Consider the following 24,257-nt stretch of genomic DNA (forward strand, 5'->3'; position numbering starts at 1 on the left):
ATGGACAGCGGTCTGGGCACCGACGTCGGCGACCACCCGGAGCAGGCCCTCCCCGGCGACATCGTCGTCACCTACGCGGGTCCCGGTGGCACCAAGAGCCACACCGGGCTCGTCGACACGGCCGCGACGGCGACCACCGAGCCCACCGTGGACGCGCACAACAACGCGCGCCTCCAGTACGGCTACCACTACTACGCCCCCTCGCACCTGGTCCGCCTGGTGCCGAACGCACTGGAGGAGGTGTGGGCCTGGGCCGCCGAGCAGGAGCTCGTGCACGGCACGCCCACCCAGCCGGCGCCCACCGCGCCCACCGGGCCGCAGAAGCTGCTCCGCAGCCCGGTCATGTCCGACCCGGCCGGCCCTCAGGTCTGAGCCGGGCCCGAGCAGGTCTGAGCAGGGCCTGAGCGGGCTCCGAGAGAGCCCGAGCAGGGCCGGGCAGGTCTGACTGTGAGTCTCCGGAGGCCCGGAGGTTCCCGCGGCGGCGGGACCTCCGGGCCTCCGGCATGTCCGAGGCCGCCGACCCGCCCTCCCGGCCCGACGTCATGATCCGGCGTCATGGTCCGGCCTCATGATCTATCGGCATGGCGACAAGTCGACGCACCGTCACGTTTGGTCGTCGCCCGGTTGCGGAGGGTGGTCGTGGCTCGCACTGTGATCACGTCACCTGCTTACCGCTGTGAAGGGAACCCCCATGCTCATGTCCCGCAGAGCCGGCATCGTCGTCGCCACGATCGCCTGCGGCGCGCTCACCCTCGGCACGGCCGGAACGTCCGCCGCTGTCGGCCACCGTCCCGCGCCCTCCTCTGCCGTCCCGACTACCGGTACCCGGCTGCCGACCCCGGACGCCTCGTCGGCCGTCGCGCTGCTCAGCAACCTCGGCGTGGTGGGCCCGGTGGCCGACGCGCTGAAGGCCGCCCTCGCGGTACCGCCCGATCCGACCAAGGTGACCGGGCTGGTCGCCACCGCGAAGACGGCGCTCAACGCGCTTCTCGCCGTCGCCCCGGTCCCAGTGCCCCCGGTTCCCGTCCCCGCTCCGCCCGTTCCGGTCCCGCCGGCCGCGGCCCCGCACCTGGCGCCGAAGGGCGGTGCCGTGGTGCCCAAGGGCGGTGCCCACGTGGTGTCGAAGGTCAGCACCCATGTGACGCCGCCGGTGCCGGTCCCGACGCCGCCGACCCCGGACCCGCAGGCGCTGATCACCCAGGCGGTCGCCCAGGTGACGTCGGCGCTGGACGCGGTCGTCACCGCGGTCACCTCGCTGGACCCGACGAAGATCCTCGCAGCGGTGACGGCCACGGTCCAGGCCGCGGTCAACCTGGTGACGTCCGTGCTGCTCGGCGGCGGCCTGCCGGTGCCGAACCTGCCCGGCCTGCCGCCGCTGCCGGTCTCCGTGCCGCCGCTGCCGGTTCCGACGCCCCCGCTGCCCGTCCCGGTGCCGCCGCTGCACTCCGCGCCGGGGCACTGACCACACCGCGCGAGCACAGCCGGACGCGAGCACGGCCGGACCTGAGGGATCCGGCCGGCCGCATCGAAAGCCCCCGTGGTCGAGCGGGGGCTTTCCCGCGCACTGGCCGGCCGCCGGAAGGCGCCGGGACCGCGACGGCTGACGGCTGACGGTCAGTCGGGAAGCGGGCGTGCGGAGTCGGGGGCGAGCAGGCCGGCCAGCTGGTCGCCGAGGTCGGCGAGGCGGGTGAGGACCTGGGCGGGGGTGAACGCCAGCTCCGCCGGTGAGCCGCAGCGCTCGATCTCGGGCCAGGTCAGCGGGGTGGAGACGCCGGGTTCCGGGGTGGCGCGCAGGGTGTAGGGGGCGGCGGTGGTCTTGCTGGTGGCGTTCTGGCTGTAGTCGAGGAAGACCCGGCCCCTGCGCAGCGCCTTGGTCATCTTCGCCACGACGAGCTCGGGGTGGTCGGCTTCGAGACGCTGGGCGACCGTCCTGGCGTACCCGGCGGCCTCCTCCCCGGTCGAACCGGTGATCGGCGCGTACAGGTGCAGGCCCTTGGAGCCGGTGGTCTTGGCCCAGCAGCCCAGCCCGTCCTCGGCGAGCCGCTCGCGGACCAGGAGGGCCACCCGGCAGCAGTCGGTGATGTCCGCCCCGTCGCCCGGGTCCAGGTCGATGACGAGCCGGTCGTGCCGTTCCGGCCCGGCGGTGGCGGTCCACTGCGGGACGTGGATCTCCAGGGCGTAGAGGTTGGCCATGACGACCAGTTCGGCGAGGGTGCCGACGACCACGTGATCCTTGGGGCCCTCCTTGCCGGGCACGGGTGCCGTGGTCACCCAGTCGGGCAGGCCGGCCGGCGGGGTCTTGGCGTAGAAGCGGGGGCCGTCGACGCCGTCCGGGAAGCGCACGAAGGAGGCCGGGCGGTCGGCCGTATGGGGGAGCAGCGCGGGGGCGATCTGCGCGTAGTAGTGCAGCGCCTCGCCCTTGGTGAAGGTCGGCCACAGGGGCTTGTCGAGGTGACTGAGCGTGAGCGTGCGGCCGTCGACCTGCACGGGTACCCGATCCGGCATAGCGTGATAGATCCCCGCAGAACGCAGGAACATGCAGTGGAGCGGCCATGCGGTCCATGTGGAAGGGCTCGATCACGTTCGGCCTGGTCAGTGTGCCGGTGGCGCTGTTCAAGGCCACCGAGGAGCACGCGGGCCCGGCCGCGCACATGGTGCACGAGAAGGACGGCGGACGGATCAAACTGAAGCGGTTCTGCGAGGCCGAGGACACCGAGGTGCCGTACTCCGAGATCGCCAAGTGCTACGAGTCCGACGACGGCCGCGAGGCGGTCATCACCAGCGCCGACCTGGCCGAGCTCCCGCTGCCCTCGAAGAAGGTCATTGACGTGCTGGCGTTCGTCGACGCGGACAGCATCGACCCGCTGCGGCTCTCCTCCCCGTACTACGTCGCCGTCGCGGACAAGTCCCCGGCCAAGCCGTACCTCCTGCTGCGGGACGCGCTGACCGAGGCAGGCCAGATCGCGGTGACCAAGGTGACCCTGCAGACCCGGGAGTCCCTGGCCGTCCTGCGTGTCTACGGGGAGCTGATCGTGCTGCAGACGCTGCTGTGGCCGGACGAGATCCGCGAACCGGAGGGGCTGGCGCCGCAGGGCGAATCCGAGGTGCGGCCGCAGGAGCTGAAGATGGCGCGCTCGCTGATGGACACCCTGTCGGAGGACTTCGACCTGGACGCGCTGCACGACACCTACGGCGAGGCGCTGCAGCAGGTCATCGAGGCGAAGCTGGAGGGCGTCCCGGTCGTGGCCGGGGAGCCGGCGGCGACCGGCGGTGCCAAGGTGCTGGACCTGATGGAGGCGTTGCGGTCCAGCGTGAAGGCGGCGAGCGCGGGCCACGCCAAGGCGTCGGCGCGGGCGGAGTCCCCTGCGGGGACGGAGGCGGCAGCCGAGCAGCTCGCTGCGCCGAAGACCACTGCGGCGAAGGCACGTACGTCGACGGCACGAGCCTCGACCGCGAAGGCCCCGGTGGGGACGGCGACCAGGACTGCGGCCACGAGCAGGGCCAAGGCGGCTCCAACGAAGACCACCGCGAAAACGGCCACCAAGACCGCCGGCGCCAAGACCACTGCCACCAAGACCACTGCCACCAAGACCGCCGCCAAGGCGGACGCGGCGAAGTCCACGGCCAAGAAGTCCTCCCCACGCCGGGCGTCGTGATGCCGCGCCGGACCGCACCCGTCGTACCGGTGGACCTGCCGGTGCTGGAGCCGATGCTGGCCTCGCTGGGGACGCTCCCGCTGCCGGGCGACCTGGACGACCGGGCCTGCGAGGTGAAGTGGGACGGCCAACGGGTGCTCGCGTACCTGGACGGTGCCGGTGGGCTGCGGCTGCGCTCGCGCACCGGCAACGACATCACCGCCCGGTACCCGGAACTCGGCGTCCTGGTGGATCTGCTGCCGGGCCAGGACCTGATCCTGGACGGTGAGATCGTCGCGCTCGACGAGCAGGGGCGCCCCTCGTTCGGCCGGCTGCAGGAGCGGATGACGCTGCGCGGCACCGGCGAGATCCGGGCGACCATGCAGGGCGTGCCGGCCACGCTGATGCTCTTCGACCTGCTCTGGCTGCGCGGCGTCCAGATCACCGGCCTGCCGTACGCGGAACGCTGTGCGCTGCTGGGTGAACTGGGGATCCGCGACCACCACGTCCATGTGCCGCCCGGCTGGCCCGGGGGTGCCGCGGCGGAGGCGCTGGCCTGGACGAGTGCGATGGGGATGGAGGGCGTGGTCCTGAAGCGGCTGGACGCGCCGTACCGTCCGGGCGCCCGGTCCGGCGACTGGGTCAAGATCAAGCACATCCGCTCGCTGGACGTGGTGATCGGCGGCTGGGTGCCGGGCGGCCCTCGCGGCACGATGGTCAAGTCGCTGCTGCTGGGCGTGCCGGACTCGGTCGGCCTGCGCTACGTCGGTGCCGTGGCCGGCGGCCTGTCGCAGTCCGAACGCCGGGCGCTGGCCGCCCTGTTGAACCGCCTCACGTCCCGTACCTCGCCGTTCTCCGGCACCCCGACCGGTCTGGAGCGCGGCGAGCCGCTCCGCTTCGTCCGCCCCGACCTCCGCGGCGAGGTGGAGTTCCTGGAGATCACCACCGCCGGCCACCTGCGCAACCCGGTCTGGAAAGGCCTACGCGGCGAACAGGCCGACGAACCGACGTTCTGACTCCGGCGGCGCCGTACGGGCCTTCACCCCAGGGGGCGCTCCGCGGTGACCGTGAAGTAGTCGAGGATGCCTTCGTCGAAGGCTCGCAGGAAGTTGCGGGGCCAGGTGCCCGGCTCCCAGGTTCGCGCCAGCCAGCGGTCCCAGCCAGGCCACACCGACGCCCCGATCGAGGTGACACGCACCCCGGCCAGGCCGGCCCGTTCGAGACTGCCGACCACCGACGGAATGGTGTGTGCGACGTCGAGGCCGCTGGCGAACGTGTCGAGCATCCCGGCCAGCTGACCTGCGCCGGCCGCATCGGCGCCGGGGACGAAGAAGCTGGCCACGACGGCGCGGCCGCCAGGCCGCAGCACGCGCGCGGTCTCCCGGGCGAACGCGCCGAGGTCGCGGAAGTGCTGGGCGGCTTCGACGCTGTACAGAAGATCGAACTCGCCATCGGCGAAGGGCATCTCCTCGGCCGCGCCGTGTGCGAGGCACAGCTGCGCGGGGCGGCGGTCCAGCAGGTCGGCGTTGGCCCGCGCGGCGCGCTCCAGTTGCTGCGGATGGATGTCCATGCCGGTGACGTGCGCGAAGCCGTGCGCCTTGATCGCCACCGCGGCGCCGACCCCCAGCCCGCAGCCGACCTCCAGGGCCCGTAGTCCTCCGGTGGGTGCCAGCGTGTCGAGCACGTGCCGGTACATGGCCTGTTGACTGCTGATCCGGTCGTGTTCGGTCAGCGGCCGGTCGAGGTCGATGCCCTGCCAGTGGCCGAAGTTGATGAACCCTCCGCCGAACAGGGACAGCGAGCTGAGATCGGCCGGACCGTACGCCTCCTGGACCGCGGGCGGGATCGGGTGCTGTGTCGCCCCGGAACGCTGGGTCATCTGCGCCACCTCCATGATGAAGAGCGCGCCGCCGCTCGACGGACCGCACACTCAGGTATCGGCGCTGTCCGGCGCCGGCACAAGGCCTGTGGTGGGTTTTTGCGTGACCGATGAGTTTCCGGGCGCGGGATCGTCTGACGGGTGAGGGCCTGTCCGTCGTCGCATGTCTGGAGTGAGAGAAGTGAGTCTTCCGGAAGTCGTCACCCGAGAGCAGTGGCTCGCCGCCCGCGAGGCTCTCCTGGTCAGGGAGAAGGCGTTGACCAGGGCGCAGGACGCCTTGAACGCCGACCGCCGCCGTCTGCCGATGGTGCGGATCGACAAGCCGTATGTCTTCGAGGGGGCCGACGGGCCGGTCGGCCTGGCGGACATGTTCGGAGCGAGCCGCCAGCTCATCGTCCAGCACGTCATGTTCGACCCGGGATGGGAGGAGGCGTGCGGGGGCTGCACGGCCTCGGTCGACGAACTCAGCGACCGGCTGCTGGCCCACATCGCCGCCCGGGACACCAGCTTCGTGCTCATCGCCCGGGCCCCGTACCCCAAGTTCGTCGCCTATGCGGCCAAGCGCGGGTGGACGGTGCCGATCTACTCGTCCTTCGGCAGCCCCTTCAACTACGACTTCAACGTCTCGATCGACGCCTCGGTGATGCCGATCCGCTTCAACTACCGGGATCTGCCCGCACTTGAGGAGGCGGGCCAGAGCTGGATCGCCGACGGCCCGTCCGAGCAGCCGGGCCTGAGCTGCTTCCTCCGCGACGCCGGGGAGGTCTTCCACACCTACTCGACCTACGGCCGCGGCACCGACTTCGGCGGTTCGTACAGCTTCCTGGACCTGACCGCGCTGGGTCGCCAGGAGGAGTGGGAGGAGCCCAAGGGTCGCGCGGTGGACATCAAGCCCACCGCGCCGATCTTCGACTGACGCTCATCAGTCGAAGAGCGCGCTCCGGCGGGGGCCGAGCAGCCGTGTGCCGGCACGGCTGCGCCCCTGACAGGTCAGGCCCCGCGAGCGAGGCGGTACGGGCCCAGGTAGTAGCAGAGCGCGGTCAGCGACGGACCGTCAGGGACCTCACCGTGCGTGATGAGCTTGACGACCTCGGCCTCCGGGATCCACTCGATGCGGCTGGACTCGCTGGAGTCCTCGGGCTTCCCGACGTACTCGCAGCCCGTCACATGGAAGCTGCGGAAGTGCATGGTTGAGATCCCGGCCAGCGCGTCGTACTCCACCATCGGCACGACGGACCCCGGCCGCCAGCCAGTCTCCTCTTCGACCTCGCGGCGAATGGCATCCGCTGGATCCTCGCCGGGGTCGGCCCACCCGGCCGGGACCTCCCATCCCCACGTGTCGGTGATGAAGCGGTGCCGCCACATGAGCAGGAAGCGGCCCAGGTCATCGGTCACCACGGAGGTTGTCGATGCACGGGGCATCGTCAGGACGTGGTGCTCGACTCGCCCGACGCCTGGGATGTCGACATCGTCGAGCCACACGTTCACGTAGTCGCTGCCGTAGACGAGACGGCGGCCATGGCTAACCCAGCGCACCAGCGGCTTCCTCCCGGTCGAGGATCTGACACTGTGACTCTCTCATGTGCTCGGCCAGCTGAATCACTGGCGCGCTCTGTCGCCATGGCTCCAGCGCTCGTTGTAGAGCCTGAGCTCGGATGATGGTGGGCTGCACGATGCTGGCCGAAAGCATGTCGAGGGCCCTGTGGGCCAGATCGCAGGCTTCGTCGGGTTCGCCCTGGCCGATGCGGCACTCGGCCAGGTCGAACGTGAGCAGCGCGTTGCCCTTGACGTCGGCCCTGTCTCGGCGCAGCAATGCTTCGTCCAGGAGACGGCTGGCAGGGTCATAGTCGCCGAGGAGGAGCCGGGTAGTCCCAGCGATGCCGTCGAGGCGTGCCGGGGTGAAGAAGTCGATGCCGGCCACATCGCCGCCGGCTTCGAGATGGGTGGCGGACTTGTCGAGCGCTCGCAATGCTGCGCTGCGGTTCCCGCAAGCTGCTTCGGCGCGAGCCAGGTTCGCGCTGACCCAGGCCCGCCGGCGTGCTGGGGCGTCTGCGGCCACGAGGTCGGCGCGGTTGAGGAGTTGCGCAGCTTGCGCGGTGCGGTTGGCGGTGTAGAGGCCGATGCTCTGTATGGTCAGTAGCCACGCGGCCAGCGCATCGTCCTCAGCCTCGGTCGCGGCAACCTGCCCAAGGTGGATGAGGGCGCTCGACTGCATGGTGTCGCCGGTGTCGAAATAGGCCAGGCCCATGAGACCGGACAGGATGCCGAGGAGCCGCACGCACCGGCGCCTGGTTGTGACGGCCTGAGGATGGTCCAAGAGCTGGTGCAGCTTGGCGAGTTGCCGCGTCATGGAAGGAAGGAGCCTGTCAGCAGGCATCGAGGGGTAGAGGGCGGCGTTCTGAAGGACGGCAGCCTCCAGATGGAGGAGTACGTCTGAGCTCACGGTTGAGCGGGTGAGGGTGTCCAGGATCTCCCATGTCTCCGTGCTGACATCGTGATCGGCGAGTTGCTCCCAGGGCTGATCGACTTCCCACGTTCGGCGGGCGAGGCCGAGGAGGTGTCCGGGGATGCGCAGTCCGTCGGCGATGCGCTCGATGACCTGCATATTCGTGATGACACGGCCCCCGCTCATGTACTCGGTGACGCGGCTTGTGGTGAGTCCCGTCAGGCGCGCAATGCGGGCAGGGTAGATCCCACCTCGGAGCTTGAGGAGGAGGAACACTTCGCCGATTCGGCGGTTTTGGCAGGCGGCGGTGAACCCGGGGTCGTTGAGGAGTTGTGCGGGGAGGGCGGTGGGTTCACTCATTCCCGGCTCCCTGGTCGGCGGTTGGGGGTGGATTGAGGCTACCGCTCACATGGGGGGACGGAGTAAGTACTCACCGTGGCCTTCCTCGGATCGGGCCGTTGTGACGACTCTGTGTTCATGCACGATGGATCAATGGCCCCTTTGACGCCTGCGGTGGGGCTGCCGGTGACGGTCACTCAGTACACCCATGCCCAACTCCACGCCCTCGCGTGCATGGTGTGCGGCAAGGATGGCGGTGAACTGCTACCGAACGGCCACGTCCGGACGGAGGCCCGTCCGGGCGAGCCCCTGGCGTGGCCTGTGGTGGCGTGCCCGGAGCATCAGGGCGGCGGTTCGTGACCGTGCTGGATCGGCGGTCGGTCGAGGCCGGGGTGTTCTGGGATGTCGTGGCGATTCCCGCCGACCGTGGCCTGCCGCTGTTCGGGCGGCTGTTCGCCGACGACAACGATCGGCAGCACCTTGGTCCCGTCGCTTACTCCGAGCGCTCCGCCATGACGTACTGGCAGATCCCCACTGGCAGCGGCCCCGCAGCGTGGCTGCCCGGCTGCCGTTCCTCACTCGCGGCTCGTTCGTGGCCCTGCCGATGCTGGGCCTCGACCGGAGCGTGGCGTGCTGGCTGTACCGGTCGGCCGCCGACAACCTCCTCACCGGCGCCGTATGGCTCGCCGCCGCCCTCCATCACACACCTGGGGATCCCTCATGAAGCTCCACCCCGACGACACGGCTGCCCTCGATGCCCTCCGCTGGTCGCAGGGCGCCTGCGGCATCTGCTCCAAGTCGCGCTCGGTGGCTGGGGCCGGTGAGGGCCCTGCGTGCCGCTCCTGTCTGGAGTACCGCCTGTTCCTCGACCGGGACTCCGGGATGGCCCTGCGGTCCCTCGCCCAGGCCGCCGGCGGTGCCCGGTGACGGACTCCAATAACCTCCCTGTCCCCTCGGCCGGCCACGCCGAGCCGGACACCCACGGCGTGGCGCGGCTCGCGCCCTCGTCACTGCAGGGCGCGATCGGTGACCTGCAGCAGGTATGGAACGCCGTCACCGCCCTGGATGCCAGCGGCTCCACGGCGGACGTCTCGACCATTCTGCACGCCGGGGTGGAGTGCGTGGGATCGACGGTCGCTGAGGCGCTCCAGGTGGCGCTGGCTTTCGTGCTCCGGTCGCCGCACGTCGAGGTCACCTCCCTTCCCTATGCACGCGTGCCCGGCCCGGTCGAGGGCACGTGGGAGTACCGGGTGACGGTCTTGGTGTCGTATCCAGACGCCAACGGCGAGATCGGCGGGGCGACGCATGTGGCGGACAGGCGACGGTGAAGCGTGCGCCTGTCGGCCTAACATGCCAGTTTGCTAGGCGCGGGGCTGCTGTTGGGTGATGCAGTGGATGCCGCCGCCGTTGGCGAAGATCTCCCTGGCGTCGACGAGTTCGACCTTGCGGTCCGGGAAGTGGTGCGCGAAGACCTCGGCGGCCTGCTGGTCCCGGGGGTCGCCGAAGGCGCAGAGGATGACGGCGCCGTTGCACAGGTAGTGGTTGATGTAGCTGTAGTCGACCGGTTCGCCGTCCTCCTCGAAGAGGACGGTGGGGGCCTGGAGTTCGACGACCTCCAGCCGGCGGCCGCGGGCGTCGGTGGCCTCGCGGAGCTGGGCGACGATGGCCTTGGTGACCTCGTGGTCGGGGTGCGCCGGGTCGGGCTGGCTGTGCACCACGACCACGCCGGGCTTGAGGAACGCCGCGACGATGTCGATGTGGCCGCGCGTGCCGAAGCGCTGGTAGTCGCGGGTCAGGCCGCGCGGGACCCAGATCGCCTTGGTGGTGCCGAGGTGGGCGTGGATCTCCGCCTCGACCTGCTCCTTCGTCCAGTCGGAGTTGCGGCCCTCGCCGAGCTGGACGGTCTCGGTGAGCAGCACGGTGCCCTCGCCGTCGACGTGGATGCCGCCGCCCTCGTTGATCAGCCGGGAGGCGAAGTTGCGCACGCCGGTGAGGGTGGTGATCTCCTCGGCGATGTGCTGGTCGTGCTCCCAGCTGGCCCACTCCTGGGCGCCCCAGCCGTTGAAGATCCAGTCGGCGGCGGCCAGGCCGCCCTTGCCGTCGGTGAGGAAGGTCGGTCCGATGTCGCGCATCCAGGCGTCGTCCAGCGGCCGTTCGACGATCTCGACCTCGCCGGCGACATAGCGCCGCGCGTCCTCGGTCTCGCCGGTGTTGACGATCAGGGTGACCGGCTCGTAGCGGACGATGGTGTTGGCGACGGCGGCCCAGGCCTCGCGGGCGGCGTGCAGCTCGTCCCCGGCGAAGGTCTCGTTGGAGGTGGGGAAGGCCATCCAGGTCCGGTCGTGCGGCTGCCATTCGGCCGGCATGGAGAAGCCCAGCTCGGCCGGGGTCTGTGCGGGGGACATCAGCATGAGGGGGTCCTTAGCGGAATGCGGGGGGTCAGAGGAAGTAGAGGCGGCTGAGTGAGACCGAGTCGGCGGGTTCGGAGCGCAGCGGGTCGCCGTCCAGTGAGACCAGGCCGGTGCGGGGGTCCACGTCGACCTGGCCGAGCCGGCCGTTGCGGAGCATGTCGCGCGGGCCGATGCCCCGGGTGCCGCGCACCGCGACGCGGCGGCGACGGGTCGGCATCAGGTCGCCGTTGTCGACGGCCGCCTGGGCCACGAAGGCCACCGAGATGTCGGCGGCGGTGGCGCCGTGCGCGCCGAACTGGGGCCCCAGTACCAGGGGTTCGCAGCGGTCCGTGGAGCCGTTGGGGTCGCCGGTGACGCCGTAGGCGGGGAAGCCGGACTTCAGCACCAGCTGCGGCTTGGCGCCGAAGTGGTCGGCCCGCCACAGCACGATGTCGGCGAGCTTGCCGACCTCGATCGAGCCGATCTCGTGCGCCAGGCCGTGGGCGATGGCGGGGTTGATGGTGAGCTTGGCGATGTAGCGCAGCACGCGCTCGTTGTCGTCGCCGCCGCTCGCCTCGCCGAACGATCCGGTGCCGTCCAGCGGGCCGAGGTCCGCCTTCATCTTCCCGGCCATGGCGAAGGTGCGGCGTACGGTTTCGCCGGCCCGGCCCATGCCCTGGGCGTCGGAGGAGGTGATCCCGATGACGCCCAGGTCGTGCAGGATGTCCTCGGCCCCCATGGTCCCGGCCCGGATCCGGTCCCGGGCCATGGCGGCGTCGCCGGGCAGGTCGATCTTGAGATCGTGCGAGGTGACGATCATCCCGAAGTGCTCGCCCAGGGCGTCGCGGCCGAAGGGGAGGGTGGGGTTGGTGGAGGAGCCGATGACGTTGGGGACGCCGGCCATCTTCAGGACGTTGGGGACGTGGCCGCCGCCGCAGCCTTCGATGTGGAAGGCGTGGATGGTGCGGCCGGCCAGGACGGACAGGGTGTCCTCGACGGACAGGCATTCGTTGAGGCCGTCGGTGTGCAGGGCGACCTGGACGTCGTGGTCCTCGGCGACCCGCAGGGCGGTGTCCAGGGCGCGGGTGTGCGCGCCCATGTCCTCGTGTACCTTGAAGCCGGACGCGCCGCCCTCGGCCAGCGCCTCCACCAGCGGCGCCGGGTCCGAGGAGGAGCCGCGGGCCAGGAAGCCGATGTTCACCGGCCAGGCGTCGAAGGCGTTGAACGCGTGCCGCAGCGCCCAGGGCGAGTTGACCCCCACCCCCCAGACCGGGCCGAACTCCTGGCCGATGACGGTGGTCACCCCGGAGGCCAGCGACGCCTCCATGATCCGCGGCGAGAGCAGGTGGACGTGGGTGTCGACGGCCCCGGCGGTGGCGATCAGCCCCTCCCCGGAGACGATGGTGGTCCCGGTGCCGACCACCACCTGCACCCCGTCCAGGGTGTCCGGGTTCCCGGCCCGGCCGATCGAGCAGATCCGGCCCTCCCGGATCCCGATACTGGTCTTGCGGATCCCCTGCACCGCGTCGATCACCAGCACATTGCTGATCACCACGTCGCAGGTGTCCCGGACCGCGGCCGCCTTCAGATGCAGCCCGTCCCGCGCCGTCTTGCCGAACCCCGCCAGGAACTCCTCACCCGGCACCTGCGAATCCGACTCCACCCGCACGATCAGACCGGAGTCGCCGAGCCGCACCCGGTCCCCGGCACGCGGCCCGTGCACCGCGATGTAGTCGTGCGCCGTCACGGCCCCGCCGGCGGGGACGGCCGGGCGGCCGTGGCAGCCCTGGGCGTCGAAGATGCTTGCGCTCACTGTCCTGCCTCCTCGGCCGAACCGGCCTGGTCGTCCGCACTCTGTCGGCTGTCGGCCGGATACTCGGTCAGGTAGCCGGTGGCCCGGGCCTTCTCCAGCGCCGCCTCGCGTGCCCCCGGCGCGTCCAGCGGACCGTCCACCAGCCCGGCGAAGCCCACCGCCACCCGGGCGCCGCCGATCGGCAGCAGCGCGACCTCGACGGTCGCCCCCGGATCGAAGCGCACGCTGGAGCCGGCCGGTACGGCCAGCCGCATGCCGTAGGCGGCGGCGCGGTCGAAGGCGAGCCGGGGATTGGCCTCGAAGAAGTGGAAGTGCGAGGTCACCGTGATCGGCACCGGCGCGGTGTTGCGTACCGGCAGGTGCAGCGGCGCGGGCGTCGGCTCGTAGCCGACCCCTTCGCCGGGAAGTGCGGCGCCCGGGGCGTCCACACCGAGCGAACCGGCGCCGCGGAACGGGTCGTCGATCACGCAGAGCCGGGTTCCGTCGTCGAACACCGCCTCCACCTGGAGCGTCGTGACCACGTCCGGGACGCCGGGCAGCACGTCGTCGGCGGTCAGCACGCTGCGCCCGGCCTCGATGGCCTCGGCCAGGCGGCGGCCGTCGCGGGCCGCCTCGCAGACGGTGTCCGCGATCAGCGCGGTGGCCTCGGGGACGTTGAGCCGTACGCCGCGCGCCCGGCGGGCGCGGGCCAGCTCGGCGGCGGAGAAGAGCAGCAGCCGGTCCCGCTCGGTGGGTGTCAGTCGCACGGTGCCTCGCCATGGTGTTGCGTGCCGGAGTCGAAGGAGTTTAGAACGGCGTTCAAACCTCTGCTCGCATTGAACCCCGGTCGCGTCCCGGTGTCCAGCCTGACCACGATGTGGGAAGGGTTCGCAGGTGGGGAGAGTGTCCTGTGGGGGACACGTGTGCGCGCGGCATTGCCGTCGCCCGGTTCATCCGACAGGATGAAGTCCGGATATATATCCGAAAGCCCTGAGCATTCCGTTGGTGGCCCTGCGACTGGACGGGACCCGGCTAGACAAGAGCGGCAGGAGACCCATGGCGTCCACACCCCAGTCGCCACGGCCCGCGCTGACCGCCCTCGACCCGACCGCACAGGCGTTCGGCATGACGGACCCGTCCGGGCGAACGCCGGACTGGCTGGAGCCGGCCATGGCCGCCAACGGCATCGGCTCCTTCGACTGGGACATCGGGTCCGACGTCATCGCCGGTGACGCCCGTGCGCGCCGGATCCTGGGCCTCGACCTCTACTACGACACCCTCGGCAGTGCCACGGGCCCCGGTAGCGGCCCGGACACGGGCCCCGGTACCGCTCCCGGCTCCGGTGACGGCCACATCGCACCCGCCCGCTCGGGGAACGGCAACAGTCCCGGCACCGGCACCGGCACCGGCACCGGCACCGGCACCGGCACCGGCACGGCCCTCGGCACCGGCACCGGCACCGGCACCGGCACCGGCACGGCCCTCGGCACCGGCACCGGCACCGGCACCGGCACCGGCAGCGGCACGGCCCTCGGCACCGCCTCCGGCCGCAGCATCCCCGAGCACTTCGGGTCGGAGGCGTTCCTGGCGCTGCTGCACCCGGAGGACGCGCCGATCGTGCGACGACGGGTCGAACGCGCGGTCCGGGACCTCGGCCAGTGCGGCGCCTACTACCGGACCGTCTTCGCCGACGGCGAGATGCACGCGGTCAGGTTCCGTGGCCGGGTCCTCGCCGACGAGCGCGGCAAGCCCGGTCATATGGTCGGTTTCGTCTGGGACGCCACGGCTGAGCTGAACAAACGCGTCCGAGCCGATCATCTCGCGCTACTGCGGGAAGAGCGCAGCCGCTTCATCAAGGAGGCGGCGCGGGCCCTGTCCGAGGCCACCAGCATGCAGGACGTGGCCCGGGTCTTCACCGAGCTGCCGCTGCCCGGGATTCCCCCGGACGGGCTGATCCTGGCGGTACTGGAGAGCGGCCGGATCCAGATCCTCCGCTCCTCCGGCTACGACTCCGAGCAGGCCCCGCCGCCGCCCGACCACATTCCGCTGGACGCCGACCACCCCGCCGCCCTGGCCCTGCGTACCCGTACCCCCGTGTTCCTGGGCAGCAGGGAGCAGTACCAGGAGCGCTTCCCGGCGGCCTGGGAACAGGTCGTCCCCTCGCCGCGCAGTGCCTGGGCCTTTCTGCCGCTGGTCGCCAGCGGCCGGCCGCTGGGCATCTGCGTCGTCAGCTTCGACGAGGACCGGGCGCTGGACATCGAGGACCGGACCCTGCTCAGCACCCTGGGCGGCATGGTCGCGCAGTCGCTGGCCCGGGCCCGGCTGCACGACGCCGAGCACGAGCTCGCGGCGGGGCTGCAGCGGGTGCTGCTGCCCCGGCGGGTCCCGCCGCTGACCGGATTCACCACCGCCGTCCGCTACCTCCCGGCCGGGACCGGGCTGCAGATCGGCGGTGACTGGTACGACGTGGTGCCGTTGCCCGGGGGCCATGTCGGCGTGGTGATCGGCGACGTGCAGGGCCATGACGTGCATGCCGCCGGGGTGATGGGCCAGCTGCGGATCGCGCTGCGCGCCTACGCCGCCGAGGGCCACCCGCCCGCCGCGGTGATGGCCCGGGCCTCCCGCTTCCTCGCCGACCTCGACACCGGTCACTTCGCCACCTGCCTCTACGCCGAGGTGAACGTCGACTACGGCGCCGTCTACGCGGTCCGGGCCGGGCACCTGGACCCGCTGGTCCGCCGCGCCGACGGCAGTAGCGCGGTGCAGCCGGTGGCCGGCGGTCTGCCGCTCGGCATCGACCCGGAGAGCTCCTACCCGGTCACCCGGTTCACCCTGGACCCGGGCGAGCTGATGCTGCTCTGCACCGACGGCCTGGTGGAGACCCGGAGCGTCGACCTGGACGAGGGCATGGAACGGCTGCGCCGCGCTATCGCCGGTCCCCACCCGTCCGGTGTGGGCGAGCTGGAGGACCTCGCGGACCGGATCGAGGTGGCGGCGGCCGAGAGCCACGAGCGCGACGACGACATCGCACTGCTGCTGCTCCGCTGGGACGGCCCGGCCGAGAACAGACCCCGGCAGCTGCGCCGGCGCATCCCGCAGGCCGACCTGGAGCAGATCTCCGAGGTGCGCGGCGAGCTGCGGGACGCGGTGCGCCGCTGGGGCGCGGGTGAACTCGCGGACACGGTGGAGCTGTTGACCTCGGAGCTGATCACCAACGCGCTGGTGCACACCGACCGGGACGCGCTGCTGACCGCGCGCCTCTACCAGGAGGGCGGCTCGGCGGGCCCCGCCCGGCTACGGGTCGAGGTCGACGACGAGTCCGACCTGTGGCCCAAGCGCCGCACCCCGGGGGAACAGGCCTCCTCGGGGCGCGGCCTGATGCTGGTGGAGGCGCTGTCCGACGCCTGGGGGGTGGACCCGCGCGGCACCGGCAAGCGGATGTGGTTCGAGCTCATCCACCGTCAGCCGTAGAGCTTCTCCAGATCCTTGAGCTTCTGCTCCAGCGAGTCCAGCCGGAGCCGGGGCATGCTCAGGGTGTCGTCCTCGGCCGTCAGATCGAAGGCCGGCTCCACCTCTGCCGACCGTGCATCGGTCGACCGTGCATCCGTCGACCGTGCGCCGGCCGACCGTGTGCCGGCTTGCCGAGGGCTGGTCGGCTGGATGTCGACGGCGGCCGGGCGCGGCCGTACCGGCAACTCCACCACGTCGGCGTCGGCACGCGGAGCACGGGTCGCCGCACCCGCCCGGAGTGCCTCGGGTGCCGCCGCTATGACGGGCTCCGCGGGGAGCGGCTCGCGTTCGCCCGCACCGTGGTGCCCGGCGGGCAGCTCGGCCTGGCGTCCGCCCCGGTCCCTGGACCAGCCCCGGGTGTTCAACGCCCGCAGCTCGGCCCGCTCGTGGCGGGTGGCCCGGCGCTGCTCGTCGCGGTCCTGCAGCCGCTGCCGCTTGTCGTCGCGGACCTCCTCGACCGCCTCGTCCAGCGTCCGCACGTTCTCCAGGAGCATCAGCGACCAGGCCGCGAAGGTCTCCCGGGGCGCGCGCAGCCAGCGCACGATCCGGATCTGCGGCAACGGCCGGGGCACCAGCCCCTGCTCGCGCAGCGCGGCCCTGCGGGTCTGCTTCAGCGCCCGGTCGAACAGCACCGCCGCCGACAGCGACATGCCCGCGAAGAACTGCGGCGCGCCGTTGTGGTCCACCCCGCGCGGCGCGTGCACCCAGTTGAACCAGGCCGACGCGGCGGCGAACAGCCACACCAGGATGCGCGACCCCAGCGCCGCGTCGCCATGGCTGGCCTCGCGCACCGCGAGCACCGAGCAGAACATCGCCGCGCCGTCCAGGCCGAACGGCACCAGGTACTCCCAGCCCCCGGAGAGGCTCAGGTTCTCGATGCCGAAGCCCACCAGGCCGTGGAAGGACAGCGCCGCGGCGACCGCCGCGCAGCAGAACAGCAGCACGTAGGAGGCGGATCCGTAGAGTGCCTCCTTCTTGCGGCGGCGCTCCTCGTTGCGCTCCCAGGAGTCGGTGCTGTCCCGTGCCGCCGAGCCGCGCGACCGCAGCAGTGTCGCCAGTCCGGCGACCAGGAGGGCGCCCACGACGGCAGCGACGCCCCACCCCAGCGTTATGTCGGAAAGTCTCATGGTCTCTCGGTCCCTCGCCCACACCTCGGCCGACGCCGAAGCGGCCAGGTGTCCTGGCTCTCCCGGCATCCTGGCCCAACCGGCCGTTGCGCATGATGCTTTTGCGATGGATACACCGGGACGGGTGTACGCGGGCGACTCACGGCCGTAGGGTGCAGAGTTCGGTATCGACCCTCGGGCACCCGTACGACTCCGGGAAGCGGCGGGCGGAGGGCGTTCAGGACGGCTGGTGGTCCGACAGCCAGACCGGGACGCCGCCGAAGGCGCGGACCAGGCGCGCGGCCTCGGCCCGCAGCAGCGCCGCCTCGGAGGAGGGGGAGACCTCCGCGAGCGCGGCCAGCGCCGGCGCGATGCCGATGGTGAAGCCGGTGCGCTCGCGCAGCCGCAGCGATTCGGCGAAGCCGTGCCGGGCCCCGGCCAGGTTGCCGTCCCGCTGGGCGATGGAGGCCAGGTGCCGCCAGGTGTAGGAGAGCAGCAGGTCGTCCTGGTGCTGTTCGGCGCCCGCGTGCGCGCGCCGGTACGCGGTGCGCGCGGCGACCGGGTCGTCCAGCAGGTTCTCGGCGACCAGCCCACGCCGGAAGTCCAGCAGCGGCCGGACCGGGGCGTCCGGTGGCAGCAGGGCGGATGCCCGGCCGAGCGCGGCCTGGGCCTCGTCCAGGCGGTCGTGGACCTTCAACAGGGTGGCGCAGTAGGCGAGATAGCCCCGGGCGCAGGCCGCGGCGGCCCGCTCGGGGGCGGTCCCGGCGCCGGCCTCGGCCAGACGCAGCGCGTTCTCGGCCTCGGTCCAGCCGGTGTCCTCGAACAGGGCGCGCTCGATCAGCAGTTCGGCTCGCAGCAGTGCGGTGTCGGGGGCGTGCGCGGCCTTGGCCAGCAGCAGATCCGCCGCGATCTGCCAGCACCCGCGCGCACGTAGCAGCCACACCGTGTCAGCGCCGATGGGAACGGCGTCGGTGGGAACCGCGCCGTTTGGAACCGCTGCGGTGTGCGCGGAGGCGGGAGGAAGGGAGACGGGGGGTGGTTCGGCCGTGCCGTCACGCGGGTCGTCGATCCGGGCCGTTCGTGCTTCCGACGCCGTTCGATAGTCCGACAAGGACGGCTCCCCTCCTTGCTGCGGCCGGTGGTGACGGAATTTCAACATGCCTTCGGGGAGCGGCGCCAGATCAAATACACACCGACATCAAATACTCACCCACATCGAATGCTCACCGGCTTCGCTCAACCGACCGCGCCGGTGCGGACCAGCTCGCGCGCGGTGGAGTTCACCGGCTGCGGCACCCCTTCCAGATCCAGCTCGAACAGCGCGACCAGCAGCTGGTCGGCCCGGTTGCGGGACTCCTGGTTGTAGCCGGCCAGAGTGAACATCACCGGCTGCAGTTCGTCGGCGTGCAGGGTGTTCAGCCACAGGCACTCGACGGCGCGCAGGTCGGCCGGCTCGGTCCAGGTGTCCACCTGCGCGACCACCTGGGCGCCGAGCAGGCAGACCCCTTCGCGGTCCTGGGAGTCGGAGATCTCCAGCGTGCCGAAGCCCAGCCACTCCAGGTAGCGGGCCGCGGCCACCACGGCGTCGTCCGAGGTGCGCACCGGGTGCGGGACGAACGGCGGGCGGACCACCGTCCGGGGGACCGCCGGCGGCTGGATCGGCGCCTGGGCCGGGGGTTGGGCGTGCGGCTGGCTCGGGTGCTGCGCGGGCCGTCCGGTGACCGGACGGCCCGCCGGGCCACCGCGCGGGCCCGGATGCGCCGGCGGAACCACCGGGACCGGCTTGCGCGCCGTGTCCACCGGCAGTCGCACCGTGGCGCCGCAGCCGCAGGTGAACTCGGGCTGCGGCCACTCCTCGGACCGGCCGCAGGACGGGCAGCGCATGCTCAGCCAGGCGTCCTCCCAGGACCGGAAGCGCACCTGGACCGGGATCCCGCCGCGCAGCAGCGGGACCTTGAGGCTGGCCCCGCAGGGGCAGGGGAAGACCGCCGGTTCGTAGTCGTGCTCACGGCGGCAGGAAGGGCATCGCACCGGCCTGGCCGCGGACTGCTGACCGTCCTGCGGGCCACCGCCGTGCGGTTGGCCGCCCGTGCTGTCGGGCTGCGGCGTACCTGGCATCGCGGACCGTCCGTTCGACTGGAGAAGAGCACCTGCCCCACTATCGTCGCCGATCCTCGGCGGATCGGGGAGGGTGTTCGGCGGACCTGATGGGGCGTTCTGAGGGACGGTGAGGCGCACCGAGGCGGCACGGGCGGCGCACCGGCCGGGCGGGGCCGTCCTGCCGTGACCCGCCGCCGGTCCGTCGGCGCCCCGCCGGCGGCGCCGTGGTCAGCCCGTGGTCAGCCCGTGGTCAGCACGTGGCCAGCCCCGCCGTCAGCCGCCGATGGCCGACATCGGTCGTACCGGCTGGCGGAACTCGGCGCTGTTGATGGCGTGTCCGGGGCCCTTGCCGGCCACCGAGACCCGCCAGGCCGCCTCGACGGCCGCGTCGTCCGCGCCACCGCGCAGCAGCGCGCGCAGGTCGGACTCCTCACTGGCGAACAGGCAGTTGCGCAGTTGCCCGTCGGCGGTGAGCCGGACCCGGTCGCAGCCTCCGCAGAACGGCCGGGTGACGCTGGCGATGACGCCGATGGTGGCGTCCGTACCGTCCACCCGCCACTCCTCGGCGGGGGCGCTGCCGGTCCGGGCCACCGGCTCCAGGGTGAAACGTTCGCGCAGCCGCTCCAGGATCTCGTCCGCGGTGATCATGCGGTCGCGCTCCCAGGCACCCTGCGCGTCCAGCGGCATGGACTCGATGAAGCGCATCCGGTAGCCGTGCTCCAGGGCGAAGGCGGCCAGGTCGGCGATCTCGTCCTCGTTGACGCCGCGCACCGGCACCGCGTTGACCTTCACCGGGGCCAGTCCGGCGGCCTGCGCGGCGGCCAGGCCGAGCAGCACGTCGGAGAGCCGGTCGCGCCGGGTGATCTCGGCGTACCGCTCGGGGCGCAGCGTGTCCAGGCTGACGTTCACCCGGCGCAGTCCCGCCTCGCGCAGGGCGACGGCGGTACGGGCCAGCCCGACGCCGTTCGTGGTGATCGAGAGCTCCGGCGCGTACGGAAGCGCCGAGATCCTGGCCACCAGGTCCGGCAGACCGCGCCGCAGCAGCGGCTCGCCGCCGGTCAGCCGCACGGTGCGGATGCCCAGGCGGCGGGTCGCCACATCGACCAGCCGCAGCACCTCGTCGTCGCTGAGCAGCTCGGGTTTGGCCAGCCAGGACAGGCCCTCCTCCGGCATGCAGTAGGTGCAGCGCAGGTTGCAACGGTCGGTGAGGGAGACCCGGAGGTCGGAGTGGACCCGACCGAAGCGGTCCGTCAGCGGGAGCGGGGAGGTGCTGGACATTCACTCAGTAGATCGGCTCGACGGGGGAGCGGTCCAGCGGGTGAAGCCCTGGTGAACGGCTGAGGGGTGGCGCCGGGGATTGTGCGTTCATCCAAGGCGGCCGGCCGCCGCCTGCGGGGAGACTGGGCACATGTCGTCCGTACCAGGCTCCGCGGAACCGGTCCCCGCCGCAGCGGTCCCAGCCGAATCCGCCCCCGCCGCATCCGCACCCGCAGAGGCGGTATCGGCCCGCGCGGGATCGGCCCCCGCCGGGCCCGGCAGTGCCGGGTCGCGAGCGGCCGGGCCGGTCGCCGCGCTGCTGCTCGCCGCGGGGGGTGGCCGTCGGCTCGGCCTGGGGCCGAAGGCGCTGCTGCCGTACCGGGGACGGCCGTTGCTGGAGCACGCGGTGGCGGTGCTGCGGGCCGGCGGCTGCGGGCAGGTGGTCGTGGTGCTCGGCGCTGGGGCGGACCGGGTCGCCGCGGCGGCCGATCTCTCGGGGTGCGTGGTGGCGCGGAACCCCGACTGGGAGTCGGGAATGGGCTCCTCGCTGCGGGTCGGCCTCGCCGCCATGCCCCTGGCCGCGACGGCGGCGCTGGTCGCGCTGGTGGACACGCCCGGCCTGTCCGCCGCGGCGGTGCGGCGCATGCTGGACGCGCACCGCGCCGGATCGGGGCTCGCGGCGGCGGCGTACCGGGGCAGGCGGGCTCATCCCGTGCTCATCGGCGCCGGCTACTGGGACGAGGCCGCGCGCGGCGCGGTCGCCGACGCGGGCGCCCGTGCGCTGCTGGCGGCACGGGCGGCGGAGCTGACCCTGGTCGAGTGCGGAGACGTGGCCACCCCGGACGACATCGACACGCCGGACGCCTGGTCCCGCTGGCGCAGCGTCCCCTGACTGTTGCGCAAGCATCCCGCGCGGATGCCCGCCGGCCATCGCTGATCCCCGTTGACCCCCGCCGGCCATCGCCGGCCATCGCTGACCCCTGCGGATCCCCGCGCTGGCCGCCGGCGTCAGCCGCTGGCGGCCAGGGCCTGGCCGAGGCGGCCGGCGATCTCCTGCATCTGCGGGATCAGCCCGCCGTGGCCGGTCCTCGCCTCCAGCGTGCGGACCCGGGCCTCCGGGCCGGAGATGGACAGTGCGGTGGCGGTCGGCGCGCCCGGCACCACGACGGCGATGCAGCGGACGCCGATCTCCTGCTCCTGGTCGTCCACCGCGTACCCCGCGGCCTTCACCGCGTCGAACTGCGCCAGCAGTTCGGCGGGCTGGGTGACGGTGTGTTCGGTGTGGGCGGCCAGCGGTCCCTTCCCCAGTACCGACGCCGCCTCGGGGCGGGGGAGCTGGGCCAGCAGCACCTTGCCGACGGCGGTGCAGTGCGGCTGCACCCGGCGTCCCACCTCGGTGAACATCCGCATCGAGTGCCGCGAGGGCACCTGTCCCACGTAGACCACCTCGCCGGCCTCCAGCACCGCGAGGTTCGCGGTCTCACCGGTCGTGTCCATCAGCTCCGCCAGGTAGGGGCGGGCCCAGCTGCCGAGCAGCCGTCCGGCGGTCTCGCCGAGCCGGATGAGCCGGGGCCCCAGGGTGTAGCGGCGGGCGGTGTCCTGACGGACGTACCCCTGCTGGACCAGGGTGCGGATCAGCCGGTGGATGGTGGGCATCGGCAGCCCCGAGGCCGTGGCAAGATCGCTGAGGGTGCTCACCCCGCCCGCGTCGGCCAGGACTTCGAGCAACTGGAAGGCGCGCTCGACGGACTGCACGCCGCCGGAACGGTCGGACGCCTGCGCGTCGAGCGATGCGGGAGGAGCGGCCACGGGGCTACCTTCCTGGGTAGGAGTACGGTGTGCCGCGAGCAACATCAACAAAGTGTTGAATTTCTGTATCGCGGAAACTAGCCTCCACCTTACAGAAGCGCGACAGCGTCGAGGACCCCTTTTCGATCATCTGTCGATCATCTGTCATACCCGTGACCCCCCACCACCGTCGACGGGGTCACTTCCGCAGCTTGAAGGAGCTTTGGATCATGGCTGGATCGCAGGACTCAGAACTCTCCTCCGTCGTCGTCTCCGGACTGCCGGTCGACCGTGGCGAGGAGGTCCTGACCACCCAGGCGCTGGACTTTGTCGCCACCCTGCACCGCCGCTTCGAGCCCCGCCGCCGTGAACTCCTGGCCCTGCGCAAGGAGCGCCGCGCGCGCATCGCCGCCGAGGGAACGCTGGGATTCCTCCCGGAGACGGCCGCCGTCCGGACCGGGAAGTGGAAGGTCGCCGAGGCGCCGCGGGCCCTGCAGGACCGCCGCGTCGAGATCACCGGCCCCACCGACCGCAAGATGACGATCAACGCGCTCAACTCCGGTGCCAGGGTCTGGCTCGCGGACTTCGAGGACGCCACCGCACCCACCTGGTACAACGTCATCGAGGGCCAGCTCAACCTGATCGACGCGTTCGAGCGGCGGATCGACTTCACCAGCCCGCAGGGCAAGGCCTACACGCTGCGCCCGGACGCCGAGCTCGCCACCGTCGTGGTCCGTCCCCGCGGCTGGCATCTGGACGAGGCCCACCTGCTGGTGGACGGCCAGCCGCTGGCAGGCGCCTTCCTCGACTTCGGCCTCTACTTCTTCCACAACGCGGCCCGGCTGATCGCCCGGGGTCCCGAGGACCCCAACTCCGGCCCGTACTTCTACCTGCCGAAGACCGAGAGCCACCTTGAGGCCCGGCTCTGGAACGACGTCTTCACCTTCGCCCAGGAGGCCCTGGGCATCCCGCACGGCACCATCCGGGCCACCGTGCTGATCGAGACCATCACCGCGGCGTTCGAGATGGACGAGATCCTCTACGAGCTGCGCGAGCACGCCGCCGGGCTGAACGCCGGGCGCTGGGACTACCTCTTCTCGATCATCAAGAACCTCCGCGACGCGGGTGAGCAGTACATCCTCCCCGACCGCAACTCCGTGGGCATGACCTCGCCGTTCATGCGCGCGTACGCCCGGCTCCTGGTGCAGACCTGCCACCGGCGCGGGGCCCACGCCATCGGCGGCATGGCCGCGTTCATCCCGTCCCGGCGGGACGCGGCGGTCAACGCCGCGGCGATGGAGAAGGTCACCGCCGACAAGGAGCGCGAGGCCGGCAACGGCTTCGACGGCTCCTGGGTGGCCCACCCCGACCTGGTGCCGATCTGCCGCACCTCCTTCGACGCCGTCCTCGGCGACCGCCCGAACCAGAAGGACGTCATCCCGGACGGCGTCGTCACCGGCGAGCAGTTGCTGGACATCGCCGGCGCGGGCGGCGACTGCACCGCGGCCGGGCTGCACAACGCGGTCCAGGTCGGCGTCCGCTACATCGAGGCCTGGCTGCGCGGCCTCGGCGCGGTGGCCATCTTCAACATGATGGAGGACGCCGCCACCGCGGAGATCTCCCGCTCGCAGATCTGGCAGTGGATCTACAACGGGGTCGTGCTCGACGACGGCACCAAGGTCACCCCGGACCTGGTGCGCCGCCTGGTTGCCACCGAACTCGCCGAGCTGCGGACCGAGTTGGGCGCCGAGGCCTACGCGGCCGGGCACTGGGAGCAGGCCGCGGAGCTGTTCGAGCAGGTCGCCCTCGCCCAGGAGTTCGTCGACTTCCTCACCCTCCCCGGATACGCCCTGCTGCACTGAGGGCCCACAGACCGGCGGGGGGGGGGGGGGGGGGCCCGCGGGGGGGGGGGGCGCCGCCCCCCCCCCCCCCCCCCCCCCCCCCCCCCCCCCGACCCACACCCCCCCCCCCCCCCCAAGACCCCCCCACCGCGCCCCCCCCCAGCCCCCCCAGGC

At 72.2% G+C, this 24,257-nt stretch carries 22 protein-coding genes; 10 read left to right on the forward strand and 12 right to left on the reverse strand.

Annotated features, from left to right (window positions below; translation table 11 throughout):
- Positions 1-372, forward strand: a complete 372-nt coding sequence (locus tag ABH925_RS21790) for a hypothetical protein (RefSeq protein WP_370150323.1) — start codon at positions 1-3, stop codon at positions 370-372.
- A 325-nt stretch (positions 373-697) separates the two neighbouring features.
- Positions 698-1,462, forward strand: coding sequence for a hypothetical protein (locus ABH925_RS21795; protein WP_370150324.1), 765 nt, complete (start codon positions 698-700; stop codon positions 1,460-1,462).
- A 152-nt stretch (positions 1,463-1,614) separates the two neighbouring features.
- Here the strand turns inward: ABH925_RS21795 and ligD (ABH925_RS21800) are convergent, their stop codons facing one another.
- Positions 1,615-2,505, reverse strand: coding sequence for a non-homologous end-joining DNA ligase (gene ligD, locus ABH925_RS21800; protein ID WP_370150326.1), 891 nt, complete (start codon positions 2,503-2,505; stop codon positions 1,615-1,617).
- A gap of 47 nt (positions 2,506-2,552) precedes the next feature.
- Between ligD (ABH925_RS21800) and ABH925_RS21805 the strand changes: the two genes are divergently transcribed.
- Both ABH925_RS21805 and ligD (ABH925_RS21810) read left to right on the forward strand, forming a co-directional pair.
- Positions 2,553-3,656 carry a Ku protein gene (locus tag ABH925_RS21805; RefSeq protein ID WP_370150328.1) on the forward strand — a complete coding sequence of 368 codons (1,104 nt, stop codon included), beginning with the start codon at positions 2,553-2,555 and terminating at the stop codon, positions 3,654-3,656.
- Positions 3,656-4,651, forward strand: a complete 996-nt coding sequence (ligD, locus tag ABH925_RS21810; protein WP_370150392.1) for a non-homologous end-joining DNA ligase — start codon at positions 3,656-3,658, stop codon at positions 4,649-4,651. The genes ABH925_RS21805 and ligD (ABH925_RS21810) overlap by 1 nt, the downstream gene beginning before the upstream one ends.
- 23 nt (positions 4,652-4,674) lie before the next feature.
- On the opposite strand, the gene ABH925_RS21815 is transcribed toward ligD (ABH925_RS21810), so the two are convergent.
- Positions 4,675-5,514 carry a class I SAM-dependent methyltransferase gene (locus ABH925_RS21815; protein ID WP_370150330.1) on the reverse strand — a complete coding sequence of 280 codons (840 nt, stop codon included), beginning with the start codon at positions 5,512-5,514 and terminating at the stop codon, positions 4,675-4,677.
- Positions 5,515-5,695: 181 nt separating this feature from the next.
- Between ABH925_RS21815 and ABH925_RS21820 the strand changes: the two genes are divergently transcribed.
- The gene (locus ABH925_RS21820) at positions 5,696-6,430 is read left to right on the forward strand and encodes a DUF899 domain-containing protein (RefSeq protein WP_370150331.1); all 735 of its coding nucleotides are present in this window, start codon (positions 5,696-5,698) and stop codon (positions 6,428-6,430) included.
- Between the two features lie 74 nt (positions 6,431-6,504).
- Here ABH925_RS21820 and ABH925_RS21825 read toward each other — a convergent pair whose 3' ends face one another.
- Both ABH925_RS21825 and ABH925_RS21830 read right to left on the reverse strand, forming a co-directional pair.
- A complete protein-coding gene (locus ABH925_RS21825) occupies positions 6,505-7,050 on the reverse strand; it encodes an NUDIX hydrolase (protein WP_370150333.1) in 546 nt (181 codons plus the stop codon).
- Entirely contained in the window at positions 7,037-8,320 is a 1,284-nt protein-coding gene (locus tag ABH925_RS21830) for a hypothetical protein (protein ID WP_370150334.1), read from the reverse strand. The genes ABH925_RS21825 and ABH925_RS21830 overlap by 14 nt, the downstream gene beginning before the upstream one ends.
- A gap of 699 nt (positions 8,321-9,019) precedes the next feature.
- Here ABH925_RS21830 and ABH925_RS21835 point away from each other — a divergent pair.
- Positions 9,020-9,226, forward strand: a complete 207-nt coding sequence (locus tag ABH925_RS21835; protein WP_370150336.1) for a hypothetical protein — start codon at positions 9,020-9,022, stop codon at positions 9,224-9,226.
- On the forward strand, positions 9,223-9,627 hold the full coding sequence (locus ABH925_RS21840; protein WP_370150337.1) for a hypothetical protein: 405 nt from the start codon (positions 9,223-9,225) through the stop codon (positions 9,625-9,627). Before ABH925_RS21835 ends, ABH925_RS21840 begins: the two co-directional genes overlap by 4 nt.
- A gap of 33 nt (positions 9,628-9,660) precedes the next feature.
- Here ABH925_RS21840 and ABH925_RS21845 read toward each other — a convergent pair whose 3' ends face one another.
- The 3 genes from ABH925_RS21845 to ureA form a co-directional block, all read right to left on the reverse strand.
- Positions 9,661-10,704, reverse strand: a complete 1,044-nt coding sequence (locus ABH925_RS21845) for an agmatine/peptidylarginine deiminase (RefSeq protein WP_370150395.1) — start codon at positions 10,702-10,704, stop codon at positions 9,661-9,663.
- Between the two features lie 34 nt (positions 10,705-10,738).
- Positions 10,739-12,436, reverse strand: coding sequence for an urease subunit alpha (locus ABH925_RS21850; protein WP_370150397.1), 1,698 nt, complete (start codon positions 12,434-12,436; stop codon positions 10,739-10,741).
- Positions 12,437-12,498: 62 nt separating this feature from the next.
- Complete coding sequence (ureA, locus tag ABH925_RS21855) at positions 12,499-13,248, reverse strand: urease subunit gamma (RefSeq protein ID WP_370150338.1); 750 nt, start codon at positions 13,246-13,248, stop codon at positions 12,499-12,501.
- 289 nt (positions 13,249-13,537) lie between these two features.
- On the opposite strand from ureA, the gene ABH925_RS21860 reads away from it, so the two are divergent.
- Positions 13,538-15,952, forward strand: coding sequence for a SpoIIE family protein phosphatase (locus tag ABH925_RS21860; RefSeq protein WP_370150340.1), 2,415 nt, complete (start codon positions 13,538-13,540; stop codon positions 15,950-15,952).
- Here the strand turns inward: ABH925_RS21860 and ABH925_RS21865 are convergent.
- The 4 genes from ABH925_RS21865 to moaA form a co-directional block, all read right to left on the reverse strand.
- Entirely contained in the window at positions 15,943-17,118 is a 1,176-nt protein-coding gene (locus ABH925_RS21865) for a DUF2637 domain-containing protein (RefSeq protein ID WP_370150342.1), read from the reverse strand. The two genes, ABH925_RS21860 and ABH925_RS21865, sit on opposite strands and share 10 nt — an antisense overlap.
- 217 nt (positions 17,119-17,335) lie before the next feature.
- Entirely contained in the window at positions 17,336-18,055 is a 720-nt protein-coding gene (locus tag ABH925_RS21870; protein ID WP_370150399.1) for a hypothetical protein, read from the reverse strand.
- A gap of 278 nt (positions 18,056-18,333) precedes the next feature.
- Positions 18,334-19,215, reverse strand: a complete 882-nt coding sequence (locus ABH925_RS21875; protein ID WP_370150343.1) for a hypothetical protein — start codon at positions 19,213-19,215, stop codon at positions 18,334-18,336.
- A gap of 255 nt (positions 19,216-19,470) precedes the next feature.
- Positions 19,471-20,475 carry a GTP 3',8-cyclase MoaA gene (gene moaA, locus ABH925_RS21880; protein ID WP_370150345.1) on the reverse strand — a complete coding sequence of 335 codons (1,005 nt, stop codon included), beginning with the start codon at positions 20,473-20,475 and terminating at the stop codon, positions 19,471-19,473.
- 130 nt (positions 20,476-20,605) lie between these two features.
- Between moaA and ABH925_RS21885 the strand changes: the two genes are divergently transcribed.
- Entirely contained in the window at positions 20,606-21,346 is a 741-nt protein-coding gene (locus ABH925_RS21885) for an NTP transferase domain-containing protein (RefSeq protein WP_370150348.1), read from the forward strand.
- A gap of 116 nt (positions 21,347-21,462) precedes the next feature.
- Here ABH925_RS21885 and ABH925_RS21890 read toward each other — a convergent pair whose 3' ends face one another.
- Positions 21,463-22,308 carry an IclR family transcriptional regulator gene (locus ABH925_RS21890; protein ID WP_370150351.1) on the reverse strand — a complete coding sequence of 282 codons (846 nt, stop codon included), beginning with the start codon at positions 22,306-22,308 and terminating at the stop codon, positions 21,463-21,465.
- A 164-nt stretch (positions 22,309-22,472) separates the two neighbouring features.
- On the opposite strand from ABH925_RS21890, the gene aceB reads away from it, so the two are divergent.
- Positions 22,473-24,104 (forward strand): malate synthase A, encoded by a 1,632-nt coding sequence (aceB, locus tag ABH925_RS21895; protein ID WP_370150354.1) that lies wholly within the window; start codon positions 22,473-22,475, stop codon positions 24,102-24,104.
- Positions 24,105-24,257 lie beyond the last annotated feature (153 nt).

The organism is Streptacidiphilus sp. EB129, assembly GCF_041262645.1.
GTDB lineage: Bacteria > Actinomycetota > Actinomycetes > Streptomycetales > Streptomycetaceae > Streptacidiphilus.